Raw genomic sequence first — 18,904 nt, 5'->3', positions numbered from 1 at the left:
ACCGCACAGCCGCACACCGCACGTCCGCAAGGAGAGCGAGAAACCGCAATGGCCCAGCAGCCCCTCCTCCGCGATGTCATCGACATCAAGGAGTCCATCTCCACCTCGGACTTCGTGCTGTCCCTCGCCGAGGCGACGACGCCCGAGGGCGCCCAGAACGCGCTCAAGGACTACGTCGTCACCGAGCGGCTGCTGGAGAACTTCGACGAGGCGCTGGCCCTCATCAAGTCCGCGCTGGACGGCCACCGCTCCAAGGCGGCGTATCTGCACGGCTCGTTCGGTTCCGGTAAGTCGCACTTCATGGCCGTCCTCTACGCGCTGCTCAGCGGCGACCCGGCCGCCCGCGCCCGCACCGAGCTCGACCCGGTGCTGACCCGGCACGAGTGGCTGAGCACGGACGGCAAGAGGTTTCTGCTCGTGCCGTACCACATGCTCGGCGCGAAGGCCCTGGAGCAGCGTGTCCTCGGCGGTTATGTGCACCACGTCAAGAAGCTGCACCCGGACGCGCCGACCCCGCAGGTGTACCGGACCGACTCCCTCTTCGAGGACATCCGCGCCATGCGCGCCAACATGGGCGACGAGGCCGTCATCCGCGGCCTGGGCGGCAGCGACGCGGACGACGGCGAGGAGGACGAGTGGGGCGAGGGCTTCGCCTGGACCCCGCAACTGCTGGAAACCGCGCTCGCCGCCGAGGAGGACCACGAGGGAGAGACCCCGCTCAACCTCAAGAACCCCTCCGCCCCGGCCGAGCTGCGCGCCAAGCTGGTCAACGACGCGAGCACCAACCTCCTGCCCGGCTTCGCCAGGAACGCCGCCGAGGACGAGCACGGCTTCGTCTCCCTGGACGCCGGCCTGTCCGTGATCGCCGAGCACGCCAAGTCGCTCGGCTACGACGGGCTGATCCTGTTCATGGACGAGCTGATCCTGTGGCTGGCCACCCTCATCCACGACCAGAAGTTCGTGGCGCGCGAGGCCAGCAAGATCACGAACTTCGTGGAGGGCGGCGACGCCCGTCGCGCCATCCCCGTGGTGTCGTTCATCGCCCGCCAGCGCGACCTGCGCGAGCTGGTCGGCGAGGAGGTGTCCGGCGCGGCGGAGTCGTCCATCCAGGACACCCTGAACCTGGCCTCCGGCCGGTTCGACAAGATCACCCTGGAGGACCGCAACCTCCCCCAGATCGCCCACGCCCGCCTCCTGAAGCCCAGGGACGACGAGGCGGCCAGGCTGATCGACGCGGCGTTCGCGCAGACCAAGAGGACCGGCACACAGGTCTGGGACACCCTCCTGGGCTCCGACAAGGGCACCACCGGCGCGGACGAGGAGTCGTTCCGGCTGACGTACCCCTTCTCGCCGGCGTTCATGGACACCCTCGTCCACATCTCGTCCGCGCTGCAGCGCTCCCGCACCGGTCTGAAGCTGATGGGCCAGCTCCTGGCCGACCACCGCAACGAGATCCGCCTCGGTCAGCTCATCCCCGTCGGCGACCTCTACCCGGTGATCGCCGAGGGCGGCGACAAGCCGTTCACCGACAGCCTCAAGGTCGTCTTCGAGGCCGCCGACAAGCTCTACAAGACCAAGCTGAGGCCCTATCTGCTCAGCTCGTACGACATCACCGAGGACGATGTCGAGCAGTACCGCAACCGGCCCGAGTCCATCACCGACCCCAAGCGGCTGGGCGGCTGCCGGATGTTCACCGGCGACAACCGGCTGGTGTGCACCCTGCTGCTGTCGGCGCTCGCGCCCAGCGTGCCCGCGCTGTCGGAGCTGACCATCCGGCGGCTCGGCGCGCTCAACCACGGCTCGGTCCTCGCGCCCATCCCGGGTGCCGAGGTCGGCATCATCAAGAACAAGGTCGCCGAGTGGGCCGCCCGGTTCCCCGAGATCAAGGAGACCGGCACCGAGACCAACCCCGGTGTGCGGCTGGAGCTGTCCGGCGTCGACGTGGACTCCGTCATCGCCAACGCCCAGGTCAACGACAACCCCGGCAACCGGGCCGCGCTCGCCCGGCGCCTGCTGTCGGAGGAACTGGGTGTCGAAAACGGCCAGTTGAGTGACCAGCTCGGCTTCACTTGGCGCGGCACCGCCCGCACCGCCGAGATCGTCTTCGGCAACGTCGCAGACGAGGACGAGCTGCCCGACCACGACCTGATGCCGCAGCAGAACGGCCTGTGGCGCATCGCCATGGACCTCCCCTTCGACGAGGGCGAGTGGGGCCCGGTGGAGGACGCCAACCGCATCCAGCGGCTGCGTGAGCGGCAGCAGGGCGAGCGGTCCCGCACCGTCGCGTGGCTGCCCGCGCACCTGTCCGCGCAGCGCTTCGCGGACTTCCGGCGCCTTGTCGTCATCGACAAGGCCCTCGCCGACGAGCACCGCTTCGACACCCAGTACGCAGGCCACCTCAACGCCGACAACCGCAGCCGCGCCAAGGGACTGCTGGAGACCCAGCGCGAGGCCCTGCTCAAGCAGGTCAGGGGTGCCTTCAAGCAGGCGTACGGACTCGCCCAGAAGCAGGCCGCCGACGTGGTGCCCGACTTCGACGACCATCTGGTCGCCCTGCCCGACGTGGACGGCCTGACCCTGTCCTTCGGGCAGAACATGTACGACGGCATCCGGCACGTCGCGGGCAGGCTGCTCGCCCACCAGTACCCGGCCCACCCGGACCTCGACCCAGAGCAGACCGGTACCGCCGCCAGGCCCGCCGACACCAGGAAGGTGTTCACCCACGTCCGGGCCGCCGCCGAGGCGCGCGACGGGCGGGTGGAGGTCCCGGCAGGCGACCGCGGGCTCATGCAGCGGATCGCCGGGCCCCTGCGCCTGGGGCAGCAGAAGGAGGCGTACTTCGAGCTGTCCCGCTACTGGGCCGACCACTTCCGGCAGCTCGCCCGGTCCCGGGGCGTCACCGGGGACCTGTCCCTGGTCAAACTGGCCGACTGGACGGACGAGCCCGACCCGCGCGGCCTGCCCGACTTCCTGGTCCGGCTCGTCGTCGCCGCCTTCGCCGAGATGGACGACCGGGTGTGGGTGCGCGGCGGCACCGTCCTGGACCCCGCGCCCGAACTGTCCGCCGTCAAGGACCACGACGCGCTGCGCAGCCAGCCGCTGCCCGCCGAGCCCGACTGGGACACCGCGCGGCAGCGCTTCGAGACGATCTTCGGGCAGAAGCCGCCCGCCCTGCGGCGCGGCCGGATGGTCAACCAGTTCGCCCGCCAGATCATCGACGCCGCCCGCGCCCACCGGGACCACGCGGCCGGCCTGGTGCACCAACTGGAGGCCCACGCCGCCTTCCTCGGCCTCGACCAGACCGCCGACACCGGACGGCTCGCCCTCGCCCGCCGTGCACTGGAACTGCTGGACGCACTCACGGCGGAGGCCGGCAAGGGAGCGGCCGGGGCGAAGAAGACCGTGGAGGCGCTGGCCTCCTTCGACCTGGGCGAGACCAGCGCCGACCGGTACGGCACCTCCATCAAGAAGGCCCGCGCCGTCGCGGAGGCCGTCGCCTCCGCGCCCTGGAGCACCCTGGAACTCGCCGCCGGGCTCGGCCCCGAGGGCGAGGCGCTGCTCGACTCGCTGCGCAACATCGCCCGCGACGACCAGCGCACCGCCGACCTGCGCGAAGCCCTGGCCCGCGCCCAGCGCGAGGTCGTCACCCTGCTCAAGCGCGGTCAGGCAACGGCCACCCCGCCGCCCGCGCCCGCCGTGCCCCCGCCCCCCACGGCCGACGGCCAGTCCCTGGACACGCCGACCAGCGACCCGCGCATCCCGTACACCCAGCCGCAGGGGGCCCCCTCGCCGTCCGGCGGCGCCGCCGGACGGAAGTCGGGGCATCGCAGCACGACCGCGGCCCGGGCCGTCGCCGACCTCCGGGCGGAGCTGGCCGACCTGGCCGCCCGCCACCCCGACGCGGCCATCGAGATCACCTGGCAGGTCATCGAATGACCAACTCCGCCACCGACACCGCCGTTCCCGGGGCCGTCCGGATGAACACCGTGACCGTCACCCAGTACCTGTCCTCGCAGTCCTCCCTCGCCACCTCCCTGACGGGGGACGGCGGGGGCAGGCGCCGGGTCGTGCTGCTGCGCTCCGAACCCCGGTGGGACGGCCCCGCCGAGCCGGTCTGGGGGGAGGGCCGCACGGCCGGGATCGCGGTGGCGCCCTCCCCGCTGGCCGTCCACGAACTCGTCCTCGACCACCTGACGGGCCGCCGCCGGGGCCCCGCCGTCCTGGTCGTCCTCACCGACCGCGAGCAGAACGAACTCGACCCGGCGATCCTCGCCCGCGTCCACAAGCAGCGCATCGACACGGTCGACGGCTGGGACGTCGTCCGCGAGGCGTTCGGCGCCCGGCAGACGGACCCCAGGCTCAGGGATGTCGACTGGGCCGCCGAGGCACTCCTCGACGCCACCCCGCCGGCCCGGGGCGGCTGGCCGCCCGTACCCGGCGGCTGGCTGTCCAGGCAGCACGCCCTCACCGCGCTCGCCCAGCGCCGCCTGCGCCTGGGCCGCTACGACACCGAGGGCGGCCGGCGCCGCCCGGGCGACGACCGGCTCGACGCCCAGGCCCTGCTGCACTGGTCGACCCGGCCCGGCGCCCCCGAACGGTTCCTGGCCCTGCGCGGTCCCGAACGCGCCGGACTGGCCGCCTTCCTCGCCGAGGAGGACCAGGCGGGCCTCGCCGGACGCGCCCTGCTCGCCCTGGTCGACGCCGAACGCGGCGCGGACGCCGCCGCCTTCGGCCTGGTGTGCGCGGCCCTGTGGCAGCACGCCGAGCCCGCCCCCGAGACCTACCGGGCCCGGGGCCGCGCCGAACGCTACTTCGGTGAACAGCCCCCGGCGGCCGGCGAGCAGCTCGACGCCCTGGTGACCGTCTTCGGCCGGGCCGCCGAGGAGTACGTGACCACGCTGCTGGCGGCCGGACACCGCGCCGGCGGCGTGGACGCCGACCAGGCCCGCGAGGCACGCCGCACCACCGGCACCGTGCTCGACCGGGCATCCGCCCTGGCCCGCCGGTTCGGCGCGGAGCGGGCCGTGGAGGCGAGCCCCGTCCTGCGCGGCGGCCTGGAAGCACGGTTCACCGCCGTCGGCCGGGCCCTCGCGTCGGGTGACACGGCCGCGGTGGCGGACGCCGTACGCCGCCTGGAGGCGCACCGGCTGGCCGCCGAACCGGAGGAGTCCGCCCGCATCGAACGCGCCCGCATGGGACAGCGCCTCGCCCGCTGGCTGGCCACCGACCCGCCCGCCGACGCACCCACCGTCGCCGACGCCATACAGCGGCACGTCGACGAGACCGGCTGGGCCGACTGCGCCCTGGAGCACATCGAGGCCGGCGGCGACCCGGACCCCGTCCTCAAGGCCGCCTACGACACCCTCGGCGCCCGCGTCGGGGAACGGCGCAGGCGGATCGACGCGTCCTTCGCCCGCTCCCTGGCCTCCTGGACGCAGGCCGGCACCCAGCCCGGTTCCATGCTCACCGTCGAGACCTTCCTCGACCGAGTGGTCGGGCCGGTCGTCCGGCACGGGGAGGCGCGGCGGGTGCTGCTGCTCGTGCTCGACGGCATGAGCGCGGCCATCGCAGGCGAACTCGCCGAGGAACTGCGCGGCTCCTGGGCGGAGTTCGACCCGCTGCCCGAGGGCGGCGTCCCGCGCCGGCGGGTGATGGCCGCCGCCCTGCCCACCGTCACGGCCGTGTCCCGCACCTCGCTCTTCGCCGGCAGGCTGACGAAGGGCACCCAGGCCGACGAGAAGCGGCTCTTCCCCGCGCTGAAGCTGTGGGGCGGGGCCCCGGCCGCCGTGTTCCACAAGGACGACCTGCGCACCGAGACCGCGGGCGACACCTTCGGCCCGGCGCTCACCGAGGCGCTGACCGACGGCAGAACCCACGTCGCCGTCGTCCTCAACGCCATCGACGACCGGCTCGCCAAGGAGCAGAAACTCGGCGACGGTGCCTGGCGGATCGACGACGTGCCCGGTCTGCGAGACCTGCTGCGGGCGGCCGCCACCCAGGGCATGGCCGTCGTCCTCACCAGCGACCACGGCCACGTCGTCGACCGGCACGGCACGAAGGCCGGCCCCGCCACCGATCCCGCGTCCGCCCGCCACCGCCTGCCCGGCGGCCCCACCGCCGAACGGGAGATCCCACTGTCCGGACCGCGTGTGGTGTGGCCCGAACCCGGCGCGTCCGTCGTCGCCCTGTGGGACGCCGACTCCCGCTACACCGCCCTCAGGGCCGGCTACCACGGCGGGGCCTCCCTCGCCGAGGTCGCCATCCCGGTGCTCGCCTTCCTGCGGCTCGGCGCTGAACCGCCCGGGGGATGGCGGGAGCTGGGCGACCAGCGGCCCGTGTGGTGGGCCCCGGAGGAGAGCGGGGAACCGGCGCCGGACGAGCACACCGGCCGGCCGGGTGCCGCGGCGGCCCCCGCCGCCCCCGCAGCCTCCGGGAAGACGACGGCGAGGACCCGGAAGAAGCGGGCCGAACTCGCCCGGACGCACGAGGCGCTCTTCGACGTGGGGCTGACCTCCGGAGGCGACGACGCCCTCCTCACCCCGGTCCTCGTCTCCCGGGCCGAGGCGCTGGTGACGGCACTGCTCGACTCCGAGGCGTACCGGGCGCAGCTCGGCGGGCTGGCCCGCAAACCGCAGCAGGAGCAGGTCCGCAAGGCGCTCGCCGCCCTGCTCGACGCGGGCGGCACCCTGCCCGTGACCGCTCTCGCCCAGCGCGCCGGCATGCCCACCGCGCGGGGTGACGGGTTCGCCGCCGTCCTGCGGCAACTCCTCAACTACGACGGCGTGCAAGTTCTGGAGACCCTGCCCGACGGGCGGACCCTGCGCCTCCACGAGGCACTGCTGCGCGAGCAGTTCGCCCTCGGGCCGGGCTGACGCCGGGCGTCGCCGTCCACGGCCGCCCGCCGCGCGGAACACCCCAGGCCCGGGTGAGCGATGCCCCGGCCGCAGACCGCTTGCGGGGAGTGTCCCGGTCCCGTGTGCCGGCGCGCTTGGAGATGAAACACTGGTCGCCGTGAGCACCACCGGATCCAAGCGCTCCGCACAGGTCAGCGCCGCCCGCCGCCGTACCGTCGTCGACGCCCTGCGCCGCGGGGCCGTGCCCGAGAGCGGACTCGGTCTGCTCGCCACCGGGCTCGACCGGTTCGAGGCGGCCCTCGACGCGGAACTGGACGCCGTCGCGTCCGGCGGGTCCGTGTTCAAGGCCGTGCGCGGCGAGTACGGCTCCGGCAAGACGTTCTTCACCCGCTGGCTGGGGGAGCGCGCCAAGCGCCGCAACTTCGCCGTGGCCGAGATCCAGGTATCGGAGAACGAGACGCCGCTGCACAGGCTGGAGACGGTCTACCGGCGGCTGACCGAACGCCTCACCACCTCCAGCTTCCCGCCCAGCGCCCTGCGCCCGGTCGTGGACGCCTGGTTCTACGCCCTGGAGGAGGACGCACTCGCGGCCGGCGCGGCCGAGGACGGGCTGCCCGGCGAGGTGGAGAAACTGCTCGTGGCGCGGCTGGCCGAGGTCTCCCGCCACGCCCCGTCCTTCGCCACCGCCCTGCGCGGCTACCGGGCCGCCCTCGCCGACGGCGACGAGGCGACCGCCGCGGCCGTGCTGGCGTGGCTCGGAGGCCAGCCGCACGTCGCGGCCTCCGCCCGCAGGTCCGCCGGGGTGCGCGGCGACCTCGACCACTTCGGGGCGCTCGGGTTCCTGCAGGGCCTGCTCACCGTGCTGCGCGACTCCGGGCACACCGGGCTCTTCGTCGTCCTCGACGAGGTGGAGACGCTGCAGCGCGTGCGCTCCGACGCCCGGGACAAGGCGCTCAACGCGCTGCGGCAGCTCATCGACGAGGTGCACTCCGGCCGCTTCCCCGGCCTGTACCTCGTCATCACCGGCACCCCGGCCTTCTACGACGGGCAGCAGGGCGTCCAGCGCCTGGCCCCGCTCGCCCAGCGGCTCGCCACCGACTTCACCACCGACCCGCGCTTCGACAACCCCCGCGCCGTGCAGATCCGGCTGCCCGGCTTCACCCGGGAGTCCCTGGCCGGCCTCGGCTCCACCATCCGGGACCTGTACGCCGACGCCGCCGTGTCGCCCGAGCGGGTGCGGACGGTCGTCGACGACGCCTACGTCGCGGACCTCGCGCGGGCCGTCGGCGGGGCGCTGGGCGGGAAGGTCGGGGTGGCGCCGCGGCTGTTCCTGAAGAAGCTGGTGGGGGACGTGCTCGACCGCGTGGACCAGTTCGACGACTTCGATCCCCGCCGGCACTACAGGCTGACCGTCGCGAGCGGCGAACTCACCGACGTGGAGCGGAACCTGGCCGCCGCGGTCGCCGGCGGTTCCGCGTCCGCCGACGACATCGACCTGGAGCTGTGATGGCGGACGCCGACAGCCCGGCCGGGGAGGAACCGGCCGGGGGAGGGGCCGACGCACTCGACCGGCTCGACCCCGTCGTCCTGCACCACATCGTCAACACCCTCGGCTGGCCCGACCTGCGCCCCCTCCAGCGGGCGGCGGTCGACCCGCTCATGGACGGGCGGGACGCCGTCCTGCTGGCGCCGACGGCCGGCGGCAAGACCGAGGCGGCCTGCTTCCCGCTGCTGTCGGCGATGGCCGGGCAACGGTGGACCGGCACCTCGGTGCTGTACCTGTGCCCCCTCAAGGCGCTCCTCAACAACCTGGCCGGCCGCATCGACACCTACGCCCAGTGGCTGGGACGGCGCGCCGCTCTCTGGCACGGTGACACCAAGGAGTCGCAGCGGCAGCGCATCCGCACCGGGGCGCCGGACATCCTGCTGACCACGCCCGAGTCGCTCGAGGCGATGCTGATCGGGGTCAAGACAGACCACGCGCGGCTGCTGGGGAGCGTCCGGGCCGTCGTCGTCGACGAGGCGCACGCCTTCGCGGGCGACGACCGGGGCTGGCACCTGCTCGCCGTACTCGAACGGCTGGAGCGGGTCACCGGCCGTCCCGTCCAGCGCGTCGGGCTCTCGGCGACCGTCGGCAACCCCGGGCAACTGCTGTACTGGCTGCAGGGAGCCGGTGCCGGGAGCCGTACCGGGCAGGTCGTCGCCCCGGACGCCCACCTGCCCGCCACCGGCGCGGCCGGACAAGGGGAGCGGGCCGCCGAGGAGCCGTCCCGCAGGCCCGCCGGTGAGGTGGAGCTCGACTACGTGGGCTCCCTCGACAACGCCGCCAAGCTCATCGCCGCCCTGCACCGCGGGGAGAAACGCCTGGTCTTCTGCGACTCGCGCCGCCAGGTCGAGGAACTGGGCGCCGCGCTCCGCGCCCGCGAGGTGACCGTCTTCCTGTCCCACGCCTCCCTCTCGGTCGACGAACGCACCCGCTCCGAGGAGGCTTTCGCCGAAGCGCGCGACTGCGTCATCGTCTCCACCTCCACCCTCGAACTCGGCATCGACGTCGGCGACCTGGACCGCGTCGTACAGATCGAATCACCAGCCTCCGTCGCCTCCTTCCTGCAGCGCATCGGCCGCACCGGCCGGCGCTCCGGCACCGTGCGCAACTGCCTGTTCCTCACCACCCGCGAGGACAGCCTGCTGCAGGCTGCGGGACTGCTGCTGCTGTGGTCGCGCGGCTGGGTCGAACCGGTCCTCCCACCTCCCGAGCCGCGCCACCTGGTGGCCCAGCAGCTCCTCGCCGTCACCCTGCAACAGCACAGGCTCGGCGACCGGCTGTGGGACCGGCAGTGGAACGGTCTGGCCCCCTTCGACCGGTCCGCCGCCCCGATCCTGCGCTTCCTCACCGAAGAGGGCTTCCTCGACAGCGACGGCGGCATGCTGTTCGTCGGACCCGAGGCGGAACGCCGTTTCGGCAGACGGCACTTCATCGAACTCACCGCGTCCTTCACCGCGCCGCCGCAGTTCACCGTGCTGTCCGGGCGCACCGAGATCGGCCGCACCGACCCGAGCGTACTCACCGAGGAGCGCCCCGGCCCGCGGCGCCTGCTGCTCGGCGGACGGAGCTGGCAGGTCACCTACGTCGACTGGACGCGCAAACGCGTCTTCGTCGAACCCGCCGACGGCGGGGGCGTCGCCAAGTGGACGAACGGTGGCATCGCCGGACTGTCGTACGCCCTCACCCGCGCCATGCGCGAGGTGCTGCTGGGCGCGGACCCGCCCGTCGCCCTCACCCGGCGCGCCGAGGCGTGCCTGGCCGAGCAGCGCGACACCGACGCCCCCGGCACCGTGCGGCCGGACGGTACGCTGATCACCCGCGTCGGCAGCGACGTGCGCTGGTGGACCTGGGCCGGCTACCGCGCCAACGCCACCCTCGCGGCCACGCTCCGGTCGGCCGCCGACCCCCTGCAGCGCCCCACCGACTGCTGGCTGCGCCTGCGCGAGGACCTCACCCCGGCCGACTGGCGCGCGGCCCGCGGAAGCGTCGGCGAGAGCCTGGTCCTGCCCGACGTGGACCGGCGGGCCGTACGCGGACTGAAGTTCTCCGCCGCCCTCCCGGAACGCCTCGCCGTCGCCACGGTCGCGGCCCGGCTGGCCGACTTCGACAGCGCCCGCGCGGTGCTCGGCGAACCCGTGCGCTTCCGGCACGGCGGCTGAACCGGACGATCCGGCGTGAACGGGGCCGCGACGCCGCGTCCGCCGCTCCAGCCCGGCCGCGTCGTCGCCGGCTGACGGAGAAAGCTCCGCTCCGCGCAGGCGGCCCTGTCCGCCGCCTCCGCGTGGTCGTCCGGCCGGTCGGTGGAAGCGCCGTGCCCCAGGCCGCGCAGCGTCTCGGGATGCCGGCGGGAACGGGCGGTGCGGGCCGGTCGCGCCGACGGGAGGTCAGGAAGGTCGCTCCGTCATACCCGGGGGCACTTCTCGGGGGCGGCCGTGGTCGGTCGCGGAGACGGGGGCGAGGATCGTGCCCATGCGGCGCGCGGCGGTGAAGGCCGACCAGGCGACCAGGGCCACGAGGCCGCGGTCGTCCGTCCCGTGCCGCCGCACCGCGGCGACGGCGGAGTCGTCCACCCGGTACGAGGCGCACGCGGTGAGCAGGGCGAGCCGGCCGGCGGCGCGGTCGCCCGGTGGCAGTGCCGTCACCGCGGTGTCGAGCCAGCCGAGGCCGATTCCCTTGTGGCCGCCGTCCCAGCCGGCCAGCTCCGTTTCGACGAGTGAGCGGACGGCCGGAGGGACGACGCGATCGGCCGCGTCCGAGACGGCCGCCGCGGCACGGGCGAACGCGCCGGCGACCGTGGGGGTGCCACGGGCCCACCCGAGGTCGGGCGGGAGCGGTGCGGCGGGCAGCAGGTCGAGCGAGCGGCCCGGTTCCCGGTGGGCCCGGGCGCTCTCGCGGAGCGCCCGGGCGAACAGCCGGGAGGCGGTGCGCCGGGCGGCGGAGGGAATCCGGGCCGGGAGCGGCGACGGGCCGAGGAAGACGTTCACCATGCGGTTGAGGTAGTTGAAGGTCACGGCCACACCGAGGGCCTCGGGCAGTTCCCGCGGGGCGGGCGGCTCGGGCCGCCCCTCCCGGGCCCCCTCCGCCCAGGCGGCGAGCCGGGCGTTCGAGGACGTCCCGGGGACCAGGCCGTTCAGTGTGGTCCCGTGCACGTGGACGCAGTAAGGGCAGGCGTTGGCCTGCGAGACCGCGGTCGCGACGGCCTCCTTGTGGGCGCGTTCCAGCTCACCGGTGGCGACGAGCGTCTCGCGGAGCACCGTCCACGCGGCGGCCAGCAGCGGTGGTTCGGGAGCGTGCAGCGCGACGGGAGGAGCGAGCATGCCGAAGTCTCGCTCGACCTCCTCGTAGACGGCCGCCACCAGACCGGTGGCCTCGGCCGGCGGCACGCTCCGGACGTGCCGGACGTGCGCGAGCGACCGCCGCGCGGCCGGACGGACGAGCGGGTACGGCATCGTTTCTTCCCTCTCCCGGCCTTCCGGGTGCCAGGGCCTGTCCTCCGGAACAGGTACCGGTTCTCGCAGCCGGCCTGATCCGGACGACAGGCCGCGTGCCCTGTCCGAAAGACCTAGTCGCGTGTCAGGTACGGAATCTGCGTCCGGACACCGCGCCGGCCGGCGGTGTCGCCGTCGGGGGCGGGTGCACCGTAGGTGACGTCGACGCCCCGGTCACGGGCCGCCCGGACGATCCCGGGAACGGCACGTTCGGCCAGCGCGGAGATGGTGAGCGCCGGATTGACCGTGAGCGCCCCGGGCACCGCCGAGCCGTCCGTCACGAAGATGCCGGGGTGGCCGCGCAGCTCGTGCCGGTCGTCGAGGGCGGAGGTGTGAGGGTCGTCGCCGATGCGGCAGGAGGCGAGTGGGTGGACCGTGTAGGCACCCACCACGTCGTTGGTCCAGGGCATCACCCGGGACAGTCCGTCGCGCTCCAGGATGTCCCTGACGGTCGCGTCCGACTCGGCCCAGCCGCGCAGGGTGTTGGCGGTCGGCCGGTACTGGATCGGACCGCGTCCGAGCATCTGCTGCGAGATCCGGACGGCGTTGCCGGTGGGCGGCGGCGGGCCGAAGACGCCCTCGTTGTCGTCCTCCACCATCGTGAAGATCGTCAGCCAGGAGCGCCACTTCCGGATCAGCTCGGTCTTCTCCACGCCGAACCAGGTGGGCCCCTGGGCGTCGGGGACCTGGGCGAGGATGGTGCCGAAGCCGGGCGGGAAGTAGAGCTGCTCCAGGGAGAAGCGGGAGTGCTCCGGCAGCCGGCCGTCGAGGTTGTCCCAGCTCGCCACGACCGGGCCCTTGCCGATCTGGTTGGCGAGGTAGGCGGTGCCGTCGCCGCGGTCCAGGCCGAGCAGATCGCGAGCGCGGTCCTCGTCGACGACGGCGGTGTTGAGGCGTTCGCCGTTGCCGGAGAAGTAGCGGCCGACGGCGTGCGGCATGGCGCCGAGGCCGGCGGCGGAGCGCTGCAGGATGACGGGGGTGGCGCCGGCGCCCGCGGCCATCACGACGATCTTGGCGTCGATGACGCCGCTGCCGGTGTGCACCCGGTAGTCGGTGTCGTCGATGACGTTGTAGTGCACGCGGTAGCCACCGTCGTCGGTGCGGGTGAGTTTCTGCACCTCGTGCAGTGGCCGGATTTCGGCGCCGTGGGCCAGCGCGGCGGGCAGGTAGTTCAGCAGGAGCGATCGTTTCGCATCGAACCGGCAACCGGCCATCATCCAGTTGCAGTTGGTGCACTTGGCGGTGTCGACGGCGGTGGGGACGGGGTTCGCGGTCCGTCCGGCGCGGTCGCAGGCCGCGGCGAACAGGCCGCCCGCATAGGTGACGTCCTTCCAGCTCTGGGTGGTGACCGGAAGAGCCTCGGTGACCACGTCGTACCAGGGGTCGAGGGTGTCGCGGTTGATCGAGGCCGGCCACATACGGCGGCCGATGCTGCCGGTGCGCTCGAAGACGAACCGCGGCGCGCGGGGCATGGCCGCGAAGTAGACGACGCTGCCCCCGCCGACGCAGTTGCCGCCGAGCAGACTCATGCCGTCGCCGACCACGAAGTCGAAGATGCGGGTGTACGAGGAGCCCAGGAGGAAGTCGTGTTCGAAGTCCTGGGACTCCAGCCAGGGCCCCCGCTCGAGCACGGTGACCTTCGCTCCGCCGGCAGCGAGGTGGTAAGCGGCGATGGCGCCGCCGAAGCCGCTGCCCACGATGAGTACGTCAGTCCGTTCGGTGCCGTTCATGCCAGGCTCCCGGAGGGCGCGGTGTCGGGGTGGAGACGTGCGAGCGGACGACCGTAGGAGAAATCGGGGAAGCGCCACAGCCCGTCGGGGTCCGGGGCGGCGAAGCCCATGGCCGCCAGTCCCGGGTGCCCGGCGGCCATCGCCTCGGCGGTGTGCAGATGGGCGCCGGTGTCGAAGGCCATGTTGCTGAACAGGGCGAGGCTGACCCACAGGTCGCGCTCGGGGTGGCCGGGGGCCGTCAGCACGGTCACCAGGCTGGTGCGGTCGGTGAAGGACAGTGCCACGAAGGGTGGCACCTGGGGGTCGAGGGAGATCCCGTGCTCGGCGGCGTGGGCCCGGGCGTGTGCGTTCAGGGCGCGGACGAACTCGTCCAGGGACTCCGTCAGCCCGGTCGCGGGGTTCTGGAGCAGAAGGATGGCGCCGGCCGCCACGGCACCGGGGCCGGATGCGGCGCCGGCGACCGCACGATCGTCCGGATTACGCTTCTCACCCGGCACTATGGTGTCGGCGAAGGCTTCCAGTGCACTAACTGTGTCCTGTTTCTGGGCTGGTTGATCCAGTGTCATCACTGTACCTTTTCGGCCTGCGGGACGTGAAAGCATCGTTGCGTTGGTTGAATCCGGCTCCATGGAGTGTTCCGCTGTGGTCGATCTTCCACCCCCGGGGCGGTCGCGGCATCTCTGTCATTGCTGTCGGTGACTGTCGGGCAAGGTGGCGGTATATTCCCTGCGCATGTACCGGCCAAACATTGCACCCCTCCTTGCCTGGACCGTAAGTCAACGCTAATAATGACATTCGGCGGAGTTGTATCCGCTCCACGGGGAAGATCACTGCAAGCGCCACCGGCCCAAGTTCTGTTCATCGGCTTTTCGTCTCGACTTCGGAGGAAGAATGGCTATTACAGGGTGCGCGGTAACGGGGATCGAGAAGGCGGTGGAGCGGTCGATCGAGGACATGAAGAAAAGGCTCTCCGAGCCTCTGAGCATTGATGACATGGCTCGTTTTGCCATGTATAGCAAGTTTCACTTTTCTCGGGAGTTCCAGCGGATCACGGGGATCTCGCCCAGGCGATTTCTCTCTGCTCTGCGGATACAGGAGGCCAAGCGACTTCTCCTCACCACCGACATGACCGTGACGGAGATCAGTTCCACCGTCGGTTACAGCAGTGTCGGCACATTCAGTTCGCGCTTTGCGAACAGTGTCGGCCTGTCGCCCTCGGCGTACCGAAAGTTCGGCGGATTCGTCCGCAAGGTGAAATCCGTCAGAAGCGTTGAGGTCGGAGGCTCGGTGTACGGCTCGGTGAGCGCTCCGGTCGGCGCCGACCCGGGGCTCATATACCTGGGTCTGTTTCCCACCAGGGTCCCCGAGGGGAAGCCCGTCAGTTGTATCGTGCTGAACCACCCGGGTCTTTTCGAGATGCGGGACGTGCCCATGGGTTCATGGTATTTACTGGGGCACTCGGTACCGGCGGCGGCGCATGAGGCACTGACCGACGGCCAGGCCGTCCATGTCGGTTCCGCCGGCCCCCTGGAGATCCGCCCCCGGGCGGCCCGCGACATCGACTTCCGGCTGCGGGAGGTGAGCGTTCTCGATCCACCGGTGCTGATGGCGCTCCAGCGAGTGCGCTCGGGCGGTTTTACGGCCGATCTGATGAAGGCGGCGGGGTGACCGGCAGGGTGCGGCGGGAGGAATCCCGCCGCACCCTGCGCGTCACGCCGCCGCACGGTCGGTCGACCGCGCGGTGCGGACCCTCACCCGCAGTCCGCCGCGCACCCCGAGCGACAGCATCGGCTCCGGGGCGACCCGCATGCCTTCCACTTTCTCCAGGCGGAGCTCCCGGCACAGGAGGGCCACGGTGAACACGGCCTCCATCAGGCCCAGGCTGCTGCCGACGCACACCCGAGGGCCCGCGCCGAACGGGATGTGGGCGTACCGCGGACGGCCGCCCCGCTCCCCGGGTGTGAACCGCTCGGGCCGGAACTGCCCGGGCGCCTCCCAGAAGTCCGGGTGCCGGTGAAGCGTGTAGGGACAGATCAGGACGTCCGCGCCGGCCGGTACGTGGTAACCGCCGATCTCGTCGGCGGCCTGCGCCTGCCGGGGCAGGATCCACACCGGCGGATACAGCCGCATGGCCTCCTCGACCACCATGGCCGTGTACGTCAGGTCGCGCAGATCGTCGTAGCGGGGGAGCCGGTCGCCCAGGACCTCCACCGCCTCCCGGTGCAGCCTGTCCCGGACCTCCGGATGACGGTCCATCAGGTAACAGGCCCAGCCGAGGGTGGAGGCGGTGGTCTCGTGGCCCGCCAGCAGCAGGGTGATCAGCTCGTCCCGCAGCCGCCGGTCGCCGGTCCGCGGGTCGGGTTCCTCGCGCACCGACGCGATCAACCGTGTGAGGGCGTCGTCCCCCTGCCCCGGCCCGCCGTGTGCGACGCGCCGCGCCGCCAGCTGCTCCACCACCCGCTGGAGACGGACACGGGACCGCCGGAAGCGCATCTGACGGGGCAGCGGAAGCCACATCGGCACCATGCCCATGGTGATCATCTCGAACATGGCCTGTTCCTGGACGGCCTCGAAGGCATGGCCGAGGTCGGCGAACTCGTCCAAACCGGTGTCGAGCAGCGTGCGGCCCAGCACGCCCAGCGTGAGCCCCGTCAGCTCCCGTGTCAGGTTGACCGGCCCGCGCCCTTCGTACCCGCGCAGCCGCTCCACCAGCGCCACCGCCTCCTCGGCGACGGCCCCCGCCTGCTGGGCGATCCGCCGGTGCTGGAAGGCGGGCTGGATGACCTTGCGCTGCCGGCGCCAGAGTTCGCCCTCGCTGGTGAGCAGGCCGTCCCCGAGAGCCCGCCGGGCCTGTGCCAGGCCGATGCCCTTGTGGTAGTTGGCGGCGTTGTCCGCCAGCACGTGCTTGGCGTGGTCGGGGTGGTTGAAGAAGTACAGCGTCTTCGGGCCGAGGGAGAGCCGCACCGCGTCGCCGTACCCGGCGGCGGCCGTCATCATCGCCAGGCGGTCCCCGGCCAGCTGCCGCATCAGGGACGGCACGGCGCGCAGCGGCGGCGACGGGGGGACCCTCCGGACCGCCCGGGCCCCACCGGTCACCGGTGCTCCGTCCGGGCCGCGATCCGCTCGGCGATCGCCTGCCGCCACAGCTCGTACGCCGGCAGGGAGCCCGCCCCGGTCCCCCGCGGCCGGACCTCCTGGGTGATACGGGCGGCCTCCTCCGGCTCCAGACCGCACAGCACACGGGTGGCCGCCGTCGTGTGCGGCATCAGCAGCCCCGCGTGCAGCCGGGCCTCCGCGGCGAACGCGCTGCCCTGCGCCAGCGCGCCCCGATGGGCTCCAGCCTGCTCCCGCAGCGCCGTCAGCTCCGCGTTGTCGGCACCACCGGCGTACGTGGCGGCGAGGCCCACGCCGCTGTAGAGATCCGAGCGGCGCTCCTCGGGGAACGCCTCGATCGTCGTGGCGACCAGGCCCGGGTCGGTGCCGCACACGAACCACAGGGCGCGGCCGATGCCCTGGTCGATCGCGCGGCCGGTGTAGCCCGGAAAGTCGTGCGCCGGCCACGGGAACCGCTCGTCGCGCTCCTTGCGGTGCACATACCGGTCGGTGCGGAAGTACGCCTGGTGGAAGCCGTATCCGTCCAGGACCAGCCAGCGCAGCAGGGGGTCGAGGGAGTCGACCTTCGCCCACCGGAACCGCGGCAGCCGGCCCATGGCCCAGCCGATACCGACGTACACCATGTAGGCGTGCACGCCGCCGCGGCCGGCCAGCAGACGGTCGACGCCGTTCCTGCCCCCGCCCGGCAGCCCGTCGAGGACGGCGTACGCCATGCCCGCGCCCTCGTAGGCGAAGCCGCGGAACCGCTCCGGGACCGCCTCCAGCCGCTCCTCGGCCTCGGCCGTGGAGCGGGCGGCCATGGCATGACCGTAGCCCTCCAGGAACTGTGCGCCGATCGTCTCCAGCAGGTTCTGGGCCTCGGGCGTCTTCCGGTGGAAGCCGCGGGTCTCCAGCAGTGTCTCGGTCACGTTCGGCGTCAGCAGCCGGCGTCGCAGCCTGCCCATCGTGCTCGGCATGGAACCGTCCTTCCTGTCGGCTTTTCCCGGGGTCGGTGCCGAGGTGTCATCGGCGGTCAACCGCTTCGGGACGAAAGTGCGCGCGGATGGCGCCCCGCCACCGCTCGTAGGCCGGGACCGGCCCCCCGGCGCCGTCCGGGAGGGCGCTGTCGTCGGTGAGCGCCACGGCCGCCTCGACCGAAAGGCCGGTCAGCACTCGCGCGGCGACGGCCGAGTGCTCCGGCACGTACCCGGCGAGGTCCCGGGCACGGACCGCGAACACCGCGCCCTGAGCCAGCTCCGGAGCGTGCCGCCCGGCCAGCCGCCGCAGCACCGCGAACGTGTCCGCCCCGCAGCCCCCGGCGAAGGCCGCGGCCAGTCCGGCACCGCTCCACAGATCCGGTTGCCGGTGCTCGGCGAAGGCACGGATGGCGGCGTCCACGCGCTCGGGCCGGGCACCGTGGACGAACCACAGGGCGCGGCCGATGCCCTGGTCCACGGCGCGCGGGAAGTAGGCGGGCGCGCCCTGCCACGGATAACTCGCCGGAACCCGCTGCTCGTCCACCCAGCGGCGGGTGTGGAAATAGGCCAGGTCGAACCCGTAGCCGTCCACCGCGAGCCAGCTCATCACCGGGTGGTAGGGCTGTCCGGTCAGATCGGGCAGCACCTTGCCCCACAGCACGCGCGGCAGCCGTGCCATCGCGAAGCCGATCCCGATGTAGGCGAGTAGGACGTGCGGACGGCCCGGACCGTTCAGCAGCTCCCGGGTGCGGTGGCCGCGGCCCGTCACGTCCAGGACGGTGAACGCCATGGTGGCGCCCTCGTAGCCGAAGCCGCGCTGTTCCGGGGCCAGGAGTTCCAGGCGATGCGCGGTCTCCTCGATGCCGCGCGCCTCCATCGCCCACTCGAAGCCGCACACGACGGCACGCGGGACGTCCTCCAGCCGGGCGGCGGGACCGTCGGCGGGCAGCGGCGCGAAGCCGCGCCGGGCGAAGGACACCTCAGCCAGGTCGGGGGCCAGCAGCACGCGCCGGAGCGATCTCAGAGTCCTCGCCACATTCGCCTCCACGAACGACTCGACGGCGACCACCATCATCGGCACCCCGGAACGCCGTTGCTTCTTCGCGGTTGCGCCCGCGGACGTGTGGTGCGTCAACAGCACGGTCGGAGAAGTGGCCGGCCCCCGCCTCGCCCGAGACTGGCCCCGCGACAAGCCGCCCGGAGAGAGGAACGAGAC

At 73.0% G+C, this 18,904-nt stretch carries 11 protein-coding genes; 5 read left to right on the top strand and 6 right to left on the bottom strand.

What is annotated here, in order from left to right; genetic code table 11:
* The first annotated feature begins 48 nt into the window (after positions 1-48).
* The 4 genes from pglY (at position 49) to ACGRHY_RS05960 (ending at position 10,559) form a co-directional block, all read left to right on the top strand.
* Positions 49-3,936, top strand: a complete 3,888-nt coding sequence (pglY, locus tag ACGRHY_RS05975) for a BREX-2 system ATPase PglY (RefSeq protein ID WP_394634358.1) — start codon at positions 49-51, stop codon at positions 3,934-3,936.
* The gene (gene pglZ, locus ACGRHY_RS05970) at positions 3,933-6,872 is read left to right on the top strand and encodes a BREX-2 system phosphatase PglZ (RefSeq protein WP_394634357.1); all 2,940 of its coding nucleotides are present in this window, start codon (positions 3,933-3,935) and stop codon (positions 6,870-6,872) included. Before pglY ends, pglZ begins: the two co-directional genes overlap by 4 nt.
* Before the next feature lie 139 nt (positions 6,873-7,011).
* Entirely contained in the window at positions 7,012-8,361 is a 1,350-nt protein-coding gene (brxD, locus tag ACGRHY_RS05965; protein WP_394634356.1) for a BREX system ATP-binding protein BrxD, read from the top strand.
* On the top strand, positions 8,361-10,559 hold the full coding sequence (locus ACGRHY_RS05960; RefSeq protein WP_394634355.1) for a DEAD/DEAH box helicase: 2,199 nt from the start codon (positions 8,361-8,363) through the stop codon (positions 10,557-10,559). Before brxD ends, ACGRHY_RS05960 begins: the two co-directional genes overlap by 1 nt.
* A gap of 225 nt (positions 10,560-10,784) precedes the next feature.
* On the opposite strand, the gene ACGRHY_RS05955 is transcribed toward ACGRHY_RS05960, so the two are convergent.
* The 3 genes from ACGRHY_RS05955 to ACGRHY_RS05945 form a co-directional block, all read right to left on the bottom strand.
* Positions 10,785-11,849 (bottom strand): carboxymuconolactone decarboxylase family protein, encoded by a 1,065-nt coding sequence (locus tag ACGRHY_RS05955; RefSeq protein WP_394634354.1) that lies wholly within the window; start codon positions 11,847-11,849, stop codon positions 10,785-10,787.
* A gap of 113 nt (positions 11,850-11,962) precedes the next feature.
* A complete protein-coding gene (locus ACGRHY_RS05950) occupies positions 11,963-13,618 on the bottom strand; it encodes an FAD-dependent oxidoreductase (RefSeq protein WP_394634353.1) in 1,656 nt (551 codons plus the stop codon).
* Positions 13,615-14,184 (bottom strand): DUF5987 family protein, encoded by a 570-nt coding sequence (locus tag ACGRHY_RS05945; RefSeq protein WP_394634352.1) that lies wholly within the window; start codon positions 14,182-14,184, stop codon positions 13,615-13,617. Before ACGRHY_RS05945 ends, ACGRHY_RS05950 begins: the two co-directional genes overlap by 4 nt.
* 388 nt (positions 14,185-14,572) lie before the next feature.
* Here ACGRHY_RS05945 and ACGRHY_RS05940 point away from each other — a divergent pair, with 388 nt between their 5' ends.
* Positions 14,573-15,286 (top strand): helix-turn-helix transcriptional regulator, encoded by a 714-nt coding sequence (locus ACGRHY_RS05940; protein ID WP_394637936.1) that lies wholly within the window; start codon positions 14,573-14,575, stop codon positions 15,284-15,286.
* 42 nt (positions 15,287-15,328) lie between these two features.
* On the opposite strand, the gene ACGRHY_RS05935 is transcribed toward ACGRHY_RS05940, so the two are convergent.
* The 3 genes from ACGRHY_RS05935 to ACGRHY_RS05925 form a co-directional block, all read right to left on the bottom strand.
* A complete protein-coding gene (locus ACGRHY_RS05935) occupies positions 15,329-16,645 on the bottom strand; it encodes a cytochrome P450 (protein WP_394637935.1) in 1,317 nt (438 codons plus the stop codon).
* A 65-nt stretch (positions 16,646-16,710) separates the two neighbouring features.
* The gene (locus ACGRHY_RS05930; RefSeq protein ID WP_394634351.1) at positions 16,711-17,688 is read right to left on the bottom strand and encodes a DUF1702 family protein; all 978 of its coding nucleotides are present in this window, start codon (positions 17,686-17,688) and stop codon (positions 16,711-16,713) included.
* A gap of 46 nt (positions 17,689-17,734) precedes the next feature.
* Positions 17,735-18,724 (bottom strand): DUF1702 family protein, encoded by a 990-nt coding sequence (locus ACGRHY_RS05925; protein WP_394637934.1) that lies wholly within the window; start codon positions 18,722-18,724, stop codon positions 17,735-17,737.
* Positions 18,725-18,904: the final 180 nt, after the last annotated feature.

The organism is Streptomyces shinuiensis (genome assembly GCF_043660855.1).
Lineage (GTDB): Bacteria > Actinomycetota > Actinomycetes > Streptomycetales > Streptomycetaceae > Streptomyces.
This window is presented reverse-complemented; position numbering and strand designations above follow the sequence as displayed.

What these genes read in the sequence shown, in the direction of transcription:
- pglY (WP_394634358.1), top strand. Translation starts at nt 49, where the DNA reads ATGGCCCAGCAGCCCCTCCTCCGCGATGTCATCGACATCAAGGAGTCC.
- pglZ (WP_394634357.1), top strand. Translation starts at nt 3,933, where the DNA reads ATGACCAACTCCGCCACCGACACCGCCGTTCCCGGGGCCGTCCGGATG.
- ACGRHY_RS05960 (WP_394634355.1), top strand. Translation starts at nt 8,361, where the DNA reads ATGGCGGACGCCGACAGCCCGGCCGGGGAGGAACCGGCCGGGGGAGGG.
- ACGRHY_RS05955 (WP_394634354.1), bottom strand. Translation starts at nt 11,849, where the DNA reads ATGCCGTACCCGCTCGTCCGTCCGGCCGCGCGGCGGTCGCTCGCGCAC.
- ACGRHY_RS05950 (WP_394634353.1), bottom strand. Translation starts at nt 13,618, where the DNA reads ATGAACGGCACCGAACGGACTGACGTACTCATCGTGGGCAGCGGCTTC.
- ACGRHY_RS05945 (WP_394634352.1), bottom strand. Translation starts at nt 14,184, where the DNA reads ATGACACTGGATCAACCAGCCCAGAAACAGGACACAGTTAGTGCACTG.
- ACGRHY_RS05940 (WP_394637936.1), top strand. Translation starts at nt 14,573, where the DNA reads ATGAAGAAAAGGCTCTCCGAGCCTCTGAGCATTGATGACATGGCTCGT.
- ACGRHY_RS05935 (WP_394637935.1), bottom strand. Translation starts at nt 16,645, where the DNA reads ATGCGGCAGCTGGCCGGGGACCGCCTGGCGATGATGACGGCCGCCGCC.
- ACGRHY_RS05930 (WP_394634351.1), bottom strand. Translation starts at nt 17,688, where the DNA reads ATGCCGAGCACGATGGGCAGGCTGCGACGCCGGCTGCTGACGCCGAAC.